The following is a 9,326-nucleotide window of genomic DNA, read 5'->3' on the forward strand; positions in this document are numbered from 1 at the left end:
AGATGACAGCTACGCGCCGAGGCGGTGCTCAATTTGGCGTTCTGACGCGCGGGGAAGTTGATCTCGTGGATGCGAGCAGGTCTCAGCGTCAGTGGGGCGAGAGAACGTCCTGGAGATGGAGATATCGGGCTCTTCACAATTGAGGGTGTAGGAGTCGGGGTCTGAATCCGCCGGTCTCGAGCAGTGAGCGAGCTATGTAGTGGCTGAGGTTGCGGAATCCGAGGGCGGAGCCGCGGAGGTGCTCGAGTCGTCCGTTCATGGCCTCGGTGGGTCCGTTGGAGGTGCCGGGCCGGTCGAAGTAGGCCAGGACGTCACCGGCTCGTCGGGCGAGGGTCCGGCCGAGTGTGCGGAGCTCGTGCAGGGCGGTGGGGACCCCGGTGGCGAGAGAGTCGATGAGCTGGCGCATGGTCGCTTGTCCGCTCGCTTTGTCGGGGTCGCGGTAGGCGGCGATCATGCGCTGGTAGACGGCCCAGGTCGCCTCGACGGCGATGTGGGTGTCGCCGTCGAACAGGGCGGCCAGGCGCTGGGTCTGCTTCTCGGTGAGCAGGTCGGCGCCGGTGTGCAGGGTTCGCCGGGCGGAGTAGAGCGGGTCGCCCGTGCGGCCCCGGTGCCCGCAGGTGTCCTGCTGGACGCGGCGCCGGCAGCCATCGAGGGCGTCTCCGGCGAGATGGACAACGTGGAAGGGGTCCATGACGGCGACCGCGTCGGGCAGCTCCTCGGTGGTGGCGGACTTGAAGCCGGTGAAGCCATCCATCGCGACGACCTCCACCGCGTCGCGCCAGGCCCGCGGGCGGTCGGCGAGCCAGGTCTTGAACGTCTGTTTCGAGCGGCCCTCGACCATGTCGAGCAGCCGGGACGGGCCGGTCCCATCACGGATCGGGGTGAGATCGATGATCACAGTGACGTACTTGTCCCCACGGCGGGTGTGCCGCCAGACATGCTCGTCGACCCCGAGGACCTTCACGCCGTCGAAGCGGGCCGGGTCATCGATCAGGACCCGGCGGCCCTCGGCCAGGACCGCGGCGTTGGCGGTGTTCCACGAGACCCCGAGCCCCTCGGCGACGCGGGCGACCGTCAGGTGCTGGCACACGATGCCCTCCAGCGCCCAGCGCAGGCCCCCGCGGGAGACCTTCGCCCGCGGCTCCGCAGCCTCCGTGGTGTCCTGGCGCCACACGTGCCCGCACCCGGTACACCGGTACCGACGAACCCGGATGAGCAGCGTCGTGGGACGCCATCCCAGCGGCTCGTGCGCCAGGCGCCGGGTAACAGTGTCCCGCGCAGCACCCTCGCACCCGCACCGCCGGCACCACCCATCAGCCTCCACGACCCGGCACTCCAGCACCGCCCGACCGGCCTCAAGGTACTGGCCGACGACATCCAAGCCAAGCCCGTCCAAACGAGCGAACGTAGTCAGGTCAGGACGAGCGAAGGTAGCGTGAGACACGTCGAGGTCTTTCGGATGGGCGGCGTAGGAACCTCCATCATCGGAAGACCTCGACCCCTACCCGGACCCCGACACGCCGCACCCCCGTGCGCACCCCGCCACCGGTCCCTCTACACCCTCAATTGTGAAGAGCCAGATATCGAGGGGTAGTACCCGGCTTGGCACGTCCGGTGATCGTGCAGGGGGCCTCGTCGTTGATGCAGCGTTTGTAGACTTCAGCCGCCCTGTCAGCCGCCGCCTTCTGCAGCGAGTCGGGCAGCCGCTTCTTCGGTGGGTAAGTCACGCAGCCTCTCAAGGTGAAGGACGGCCATTGCGCCCATGAGTTCCTCAGCTTGGCTGTCGAGGGGGAGACCGGTGACTGGCCTGAGTATCACTTCGGACAAGTACGTGGAGACGGTACCTTCCTCCTCGGCCTCTACGTGTTGCTGGAGGAGCGACAGGGCGGCTTGGGTGCCGGCTAATTCACGACTCTGCGACTGGCCTGTGTTGGGCCCCTGCGCATCTGCGCAGGTGATGGAGGGTTGCTGGTCGCCTTGTGCTGTGACGGGTTTGGGCAGGCGTCGCATCCTGCGCCGTGCTGCTTCGTGAGATCGGTGGATGAGTCGCTCAGCGAGTGTCGCTGGAGACGTGGTGTGGTCTAGCAGGAGCAGGCCCGCTGCTTGAGCCCACTCCGTTGCTGTGTCGGGTGAGATGAGCAGAGCCGTGCGTGCAGCGCTGGAACTGAGCTGGTAGCCGAAGCCAAGGGAAACGCGCTGATCCGAGCCGGCTGGGGTGTCGGCTGTGGCTGGGCGGACAGCGTCGAAGACGCACAGAACGACGAGGTGGGGCCCGAGTTGTTCGCGTGCGGCGTCGTCCAGAGTCTCCAGCAACGCAAGCGTGTCGTCGAGGACGTGCGTTGGCGCCATGACAATCCAGCTTCGCGAATCGAGCGCCCACGAAGCAGGATTGGGATCTTCGACGAGTTTGTAGGTTACTTCCGACACGGGTTCGAGGAGACTCTGCAAGACTGCCTCGGAACGGCTCTGTTCCATGTCTGTGACCTTCTTCCATATCTCGGTGGCTGAGGGGAGAGGATCTGTGGCGCTAATGAGTCGTGCCAGTTCCGGATGGCGGTGAAGCGCGGTAGCTAGGTCTGCGCTGCGCCGCATCGCGTCACTGAGGTCGTTGGGCAGAACTGACCCGCGGCCCTGTAGGAAAGTGCGGGTGTTTCGACGAGCTTGGTCGATCTTCCCTGCGGCCTCCCGCAGAGCGATGGCAATGGCTAAGAGACTTTGGGTATTCGTTTCGTCGTCCGAACAAGCATTGTCCAGCGCATCGAGGGCGGCGCGTAGGACGCGTGTTGTCTGGTCTTCGGTGCGGTCGGCGTCGTCGTCGAGAGCGTGTGCCGACGCGGGCCCGGAGCGTGCGGGAAGTGGGGGAGGCTGGAGGGCACCGAGGCGCCTGCGGAGGTCGGCGAGCTGGGCGCGCCAGGCAACTCGGCGCCGTTTGTTGTCATGTGGCTTGAACCGGAGCGGTAGCTCTCTGGCTGCGGTTGCCAGGTCGGCTGCGGCACCGATCTGGGCCGTGACCACCTCCGTCCACGTCTGGGACGAGGTGGCGCGGCGAAGGGCCGCCTGATAGCCAACAGCTTGGCGTACGGCAGTACGCTCAGGAAATCCAGCACGCAGCATGTCCTTATGGCCGGGCTCGAAGTCCCGCACCCGGTACGGGACTCCCGCCGCAGTGACAGTCGTGATCGTGAATCGCTGCAGTTCGGGGCAGGCATCCGCGAGCCGTGTGAGGCAAGCGACAGTGGACTCGTTGAGGGCGTCCTTTGTGCCTGCTCCGGGTATGTCCCACGGGAGGAGTGGTAGCGGGATTTCGTCGAGGTCTAGGGGCAGCAGTCGCGTGACGCACACGGATGACATGTCTTCATCAACGGCGGCGTCGAGAATCGACTGGTCTGCTGCGCAAATGAGGCTGACTCGGTTGTCTAGGGGCCCAAGAATCTCGATGGTCTCTGTCTGTGAGAGATGAGCGTGGCAGATAGCTGCCAGGCGGGACCAGATGGTCGCAGTCCAGACGTCGTGCGGTGTTGGCATTCGTTTGAAGAGAGAGCGGACGAGATCGATAGGAACACTGAGGTGCGGATGGCCAGCTTCTAGGATGCGGATAGCATCGAGCAGATCCGCATCTGTGAGGATGCTGTGGAGCCGTTCACTGTCGATTCCAGTGCAAGCCGCCTGCAGGGTCGTTTCGTAATCAGATCGCGCCGGCAGTTGATTCGCGATGTTCTTGATGCGGCGGGCCATGTTGTCGAACTGCTTCACGCCTATCTCGTCGAAGCGTAGATTCTGGTTACGCTGTGAATAGACGAAAGCTGCGAGCATCTCAAGCGGTAGACCTGAAGGCCGTGCTCGTTCGAGGATCGGCAGCACGGCCCGAGCGTAGAGTGCGTTATCGGCGCGCTCGGCACCTTCGAGGAACGCAGCGAGGTCACCTGCGCTCTTGCTGTAGATGTTGAGAGAGTGCCCGAGAGCTTCAACGACTTCGTCCACGCACTTGGGATGAAGTTCGGCGACCCGACGCAGCATCCATCCCGCCTGCTGAGGATGGATCAAGGCAGCGACTCGTGCCAGTGTGTTCCCAATGCGAGGGGGAGGGCTGTCGTGAAGCAGCTCGCTGATCGTTGTGGAGCGGAGCTCGTGAATCCCACGCCAGTTGTCGCCGTCGCTGACCGCGATGTGCTCATCACGCAACACGCCGAGCGCGTCACCCACGCTTGCGAGTTCCGTGACGACCTGATCAGCAGCCAGCGCAGAGCCAAGGCGATCTGCGCTCACTGTGAGGCCGAGTGTGTGTGCTGCGGTGACCAGGCGTGCTGCTTCACGCTGGATTCGGCGGTCGGGAGCCTGGAGGCCCGCGACCTGGGTGGCCAGCACCTGTCGCAACCGTTGCCCTGTGGTCAGCAGAGCGACGTACTCCATGAGCAGGCCTTCGGATCGCTGGAATGCTTCGTCAGGGTCCATGCGGAGTGGGATGCCTTGCTCGCGCATCCGCTTACCCAACGCAGCAGCCAGGAGGGCATCGAGTTGCGGTTCGACCACACGGGTGGAGCCGACGAGCAGCGCTGGTGAGAAGTCCTCAGCGCGCGCGGCACCAAGGAGCAGCACCGCGGGGATCTCACGCAGTAGGGCTGCTGCATGCGGCCATCCCGTGGTATGCGGTCGGCCGAGATCGTCAGCGACGACCATCACCGGTGACGTTTCGCTCGGACGCAGCAACCGCACGTGCCGGGCAAGCGCTCGTGCGTCGTCCTCGTCCTCGACCCGGTTGACTCGCAGAACTCTTGCCGCAGGGATGAGGTCACGGGCAGCGCGCCAGAGAAGCACTGACTTGCCCGCGCCCGAGGGGCCGACGAGCAGAGTGCTTCCCTCTTCCCTGAGTCCCTCAGCGCATGCGAGCAGTTCACTGGGTCTGGTCACGTCCAGGTTTGCTGCCACGTGTCCTGGGCGTCCGTCAACGCCAAGGTAGAAGATCCGAGCCGGGACCTCTTCTTCTGCGAGGAAGCTGACAGGCGCGCAGACGCCAGAGGCAACGGCCTCGTCGAGACCGGTCACGTCAACGGCATCTTGGACCTCGACAATGATGGCGTCGAGGTCGCTAACCCGTACCCGAGCTGCAGTCTGACTGGTCGCATGTCGTTGATCGCCCGAGGCTCGTGCCAGCACATCCGTGAGGCGACTGACAGCAATGCCTGCGACGCTGGGATGGACATTCACCGCTTCGGCCAGCAGGGCTTCGCTAGCCTGGCTGATCCGGTAGGGGAGGCGCACAACACGGGCGCGGGCAAGGACGCTCAAAGCGTCAACATCGTCGTACCCGCGGGTGACCAGGCCGGCCAGAACCCTGTCCACGCCTCGGCTGGATTGATCGCTGAGCACGGCGTCCCATCCGGTGAAGGAAAGACCGGACCCGAGCGAACCATCGGTGAGAACAACAATCTCCGCACCCCTCGCGCTGACCTCTGCGTGGGCAAGGGCCTCGGCGAGCCCCGCGGGGCCCATCTCGCCCTGGCCGCCATCGAGTTCCTTCATCTGAACGAAGGTGCGCGTACCGTCGACTGCAACGCAGTCCGCATCCTCATAACCCTCGGGGATCAGCTCGACGAAGGGCAGATGCCCGGCGCGTGATGCGACCAACAAGTACCCGCACACAGCGACTTGCCAGCTAACGCCAGATATGTTGCGCGCACCTTGGCGAAGGTCGGCCCACAGGTCCTCGAAGTTCATCTCGCGACGCTTCTGGAGCATCGCCTTCTCTCGATCCGTGCCAGGATGGGACATCCCCGATAACGCGGACGCGGGCCCGGAGGCATCTGCCTGTGCGGCTGGCACGACCGACCACCGTGACTTCTGGCTGCGACGATCGGCGCCACGGCTGTTCCCTCGCCGGTTCCGCCGATTCCCCATAGAGACATTGTGCCCGGCACCTGCCGTAGGCACTCGAAGGATCGGCGTCTTCGGCCCGCGAGCCCAACCGCCCCGACTGCCGCCTTCAGCATCGCGGACCCTGTCAATTACTTTCCGCGTCCACGACGACGAGGGCGGTCAATGAGGTCGAACCCGGCGAGGCGCAACGTGTTTCGGCGCATGTTGAACATATCGGCAAACTCGTATGTCGAGCTGCTGGCTTCGTAATCCTCGATCAGCACGACCGAGCCTCACATCAGGAGAGCTGCAACTCGGTGGCTCGTGGTGCTCTTCAGTGACGGGCTTGCTGTGCCTTCACGACTGTTCCGCGGCCGTGGGTGTCGCGCATCATGACACCGGCGGCGATCAAGTGCGTGCGGACTGTCCCCGCCGTGTAACCGAACCTGTCGCCCACGCGCTCCAGTGAAGCCCCTTGCTCATACATGGCACACATCAGCCGAATCGTGCTGGTCGATGGTGAGTGGTTACGGAGGACGACACCGCGTTCCCGAAGGAGACGAGAGAGTCGCTCATGTCCAAGACCGACCTGTCGGGCCACGGCTTTCAGTGACCCGCCCGCAGCGTAGGCGGCTTCCGCTCGTTGAAGGACGTCTTCGGATGCTCGCGGCGCTTGCTGCGGTTGGTGCCTCCAGCGGTGCGTCCTGTGCCTTCTCGCGCGGATCGACCGGTGCGCTCGCACCATCTGAATCACTGGCGGGGCGAGTTTCGACAAGCCTCCCGCTAGGTCCACCGATCATCCTGGTGCAGACTCGCTCTACACCAGGATTTTTTCGTACTACGGGTTCCCGTCGGGCCTGCCGCCGGCATCAAGCTGTGAACGGGGCAGACGCCTGGGCTCGACCAGGGTGACCGCGGAACGTCACCGTGCTGTTGGCCCATTTGCTGATCCACGGCAGCTTAGCCCTTCAATCGCGCGCCGGGCACGGGCTTGGCGGCGATGCGTCCCAGCCATGACCTCTGGGTACGGCTGGGCGTTCGAGATGCCTTCAAGAGTTCGGTTTGAGCGCCTGCGTCCGACGACCGCATCCTGGTGCGGGATCGTGCGGCATCGGGGCGGTTGGTTAGGACTGACGTTTTCACTGCGATATGGAATAAAGGGTATGGAGGCGTGCATCGCGGGTGGCCCGCGAGCCCTTGCGTGAATATCAATACCCCGGCGTCAGGCGGCTTTGGCTGACATATTGCGAGGATGGAGACGACGTGTCTCGGTTGGCCTTTTCCGGCCCGAAGACTGCTATGTCTGGGGCATATGGTACGCCCCAGACATAGATCCCGTTTTGGGGGGTATTGGACCGACGACTTGGGGGGGGTAAATGTCGATCCAATTTTGGTGGGCGGGAGACCCGCTATAAAGATAACACGTCGACGGTGACTCGAATGTGAGTCGAGCCTCCAGAGGAGATTAGACTTTTGGCCACACTTTCGTGCGCGGTTTGGGGGAGGCCGCAGTAACGGGCTCTTCGGCCGGAGCCTCGATCTCCTTGTTCGCTCCCGGGGCGACGGGCAGCGTCACGGAGACGAGCCACGCGTCGTCGACGGGGCCGGCGCTGAACTCACCACTCACGCCCAGGACACGCTCGGCCATGCGGTTGAGGCCGGTGCCGGTGGAGGGCAGATCTCGACGGGCGACCGTGGGGAGCGGGCTGCGGATGGTGAGAGACACGGAGTCCGGGTTGTGGAGGAGACCGATGCGGATCTCACCAGGGCCCGCGTACTTGAGGATGTTGGTGGCGGACTCCCGGACGATCCGGGCCAGGATGATCTCGACGCCTCGAGGAATGCCCTCGTCGCGCGGATCTCCGTCGCAGATGGTGGGGCGCCCTGTGGCCTCGAACTCCTGGCTTGCTTCCTCGATAGCCGCCGCGAGATCGCCTGAAGGCACCTCTGTGCCGCTGGGAGCGTCCTCAGCGAGCTGAATCACGAAGCGGAGGTCGCTGAGCGCCTTTCGGGCGGCGACACGGATAGCCTCCTGCGACTCGTGGCGCGCGGCCTCGTCGTCGAGCAGCTGGACGTGCAGTGCGACGATGGTCAAATGGTGGGCGATGCTGTCATGGAGTTCGCCGGCTATCCATCGTCGTTCGGCGAGCACGGCTTCTCGTTCACGCTCGGCGCGCTCGGCCAGTTCGTGTTCTAATCGTTGCCCTCGCGCGTAGGCCAGTCTGAGGGCGAGGCCGATGCCTCCGGTCACGATCGCGACGATGATCTGTACGAGGACCGTGTCGTCGGAGCGCTCTTTGGTCACTGGATCGAACGACGGCACCAAGCCGCTCGACACGAGCAGACTGGCTAATAAGAACCCGCCGGTGTACGCGGCGATCAGGGGAGTTGTACCCAGTCGGAACACGAGCAGGGCTGCCACCGCCGCCGGGAACAAAGCGACCACCGCGTTGCCGCTGATGAAAGTGAGTAGCACGGCGATGCCAAGTGCAGAAGTCGCTGCCACGGGTGACCAGGCATAGAGCGCGTAGGTCAAAGTTAACGCTATGCCTAACACCTGGCTGAGACGTGTGGCTTCAGGACTTCCAACGAGCTCAAAGAGTCCCTGAACGACGATGCCACCAACAATCGCCAGCAGAGCGATACGCTCCGGGCGATTCAGGTGCTCGGTCTCGGTCAGCCGGAGCAGCCTGAGCCGTGGCTTGGCTGAAGGGCTTGATGGCATGCGCTCATTATGTACTGTCGGGCGGATACGAACAGCGGTACAGACATATTCCTGAGTGCAAGGACGGAGGCGGAAAGGACAATGGTTGATGGTCCTTTCTAGACTTTCGTCGTACTCTTGATTCAGGGGTTGCTTCCGGTCCCTCTAATATGCCTTGCGTGGTGCGATTGATACCATCGGCGTAGAAGATCAAGCCGAATGAGAGTGAGGCCAAACCCAAGGGTGTTCCTGCACCCTCCCGTTGTTATCTGCGTCGTAGGTGTGTGGGTCGACCGGGCGGTTCACATGCCGGTCTGGAGCGTGGGGTCGTGGTTAGTCGTAGGGGTCCAACAAGCGGGCGAGTCTTCGCCAAAAGGACAATGTCCTGGACGTCTTTCTTGGACCGTGTGCTTTGGGGGATGAACGATCGTCCGATGCCGCTTCGTGAGCGTTGTCGTCGGCCGGTCGAAGGCTTCCTCAGCCGACGCCCATCAGTCGGACGAGCTTGTGCCAGAAGGACATTGCTTGCACCCCTTTCGGTGTCTTGGGTTTGTGGGGGGAGTTGTTGTGTGGGTGGCCGCTGTGGGTGGGGATGGTGTGCGGCCGGGTGTGGCTTGGTCAGCCGACGCCCATCAGTCGGGCGAGCTTGTGCCAGAAGGACATTGCTTGCACCCCTTTCGGTGTCTTGGGTTTGTGGGGGGAGTTGTTGTGTGGGTGGCCGCTGTGGGTGGGGATGGTGTGCGGCCGGGTGTGGCTTGGTCAGCCGACG

The 9,326-nt window shown here is 64.0% G+C and carries 4 protein-coding genes; all 4 read right to left on the reverse strand.

Going from position 1 to position 9,326, the window contains the following annotated elements:
- Positions 1-133: 133 nt before the first annotated feature.
- Positions 134-1,444, reverse strand: a complete 1,311-nt coding sequence (locus tag P0D62_RS18130; RefSeq protein WP_275703940.1) for an ISL3 family transposase — start codon at positions 1,442-1,444, stop codon at positions 134-136.
- Between the two features lie 227 nt (positions 1,445-1,671).
- Positions 1,672-5,715 carry a hypothetical protein gene (locus P0D62_RS18135; protein WP_275703941.1) on the reverse strand — a complete coding sequence of 1,348 codons (4,044 nt, stop codon included), beginning with the start codon at positions 5,713-5,715 and terminating at the stop codon, positions 1,672-1,674.
- A 287-nt stretch (positions 5,716-6,002) separates the two neighbouring features.
- Positions 6,003-6,137 (reverse strand): hypothetical protein, encoded by a 135-nt coding sequence (locus P0D62_RS18140; protein ID WP_275703942.1) that lies wholly within the window; start codon positions 6,135-6,137, stop codon positions 6,003-6,005.
- 1,181 nt (positions 6,138-7,318) lie between these two features.
- Complete coding sequence (locus P0D62_RS18145) at positions 7,319-8,359, reverse strand: sensor histidine kinase (protein ID WP_275703943.1); 1,041 nt, start codon at positions 8,357-8,359, stop codon at positions 7,319-7,321.
- Positions 8,360-9,326: the final 967 nt, after the last annotated feature.

Source organism: Tessaracoccus caeni (assembly GCF_029211185.1).
GTDB classification, from domain to species: domain Bacteria; phylum Actinomycetota; class Actinomycetes; order Propionibacteriales; family Propionibacteriaceae; genus Arachnia; species Arachnia caeni.

Bases quoted from the DNA above. Each gene is read 5' to 3' on its own strand.
- P0D62_RS18135 (WP_275703941.1), bottom strand. From the start codon at position 5,715: ATGAACTTCGAGGACCTGTGGGCCGACCTTCGCCAAGGTGCGCGCAAC.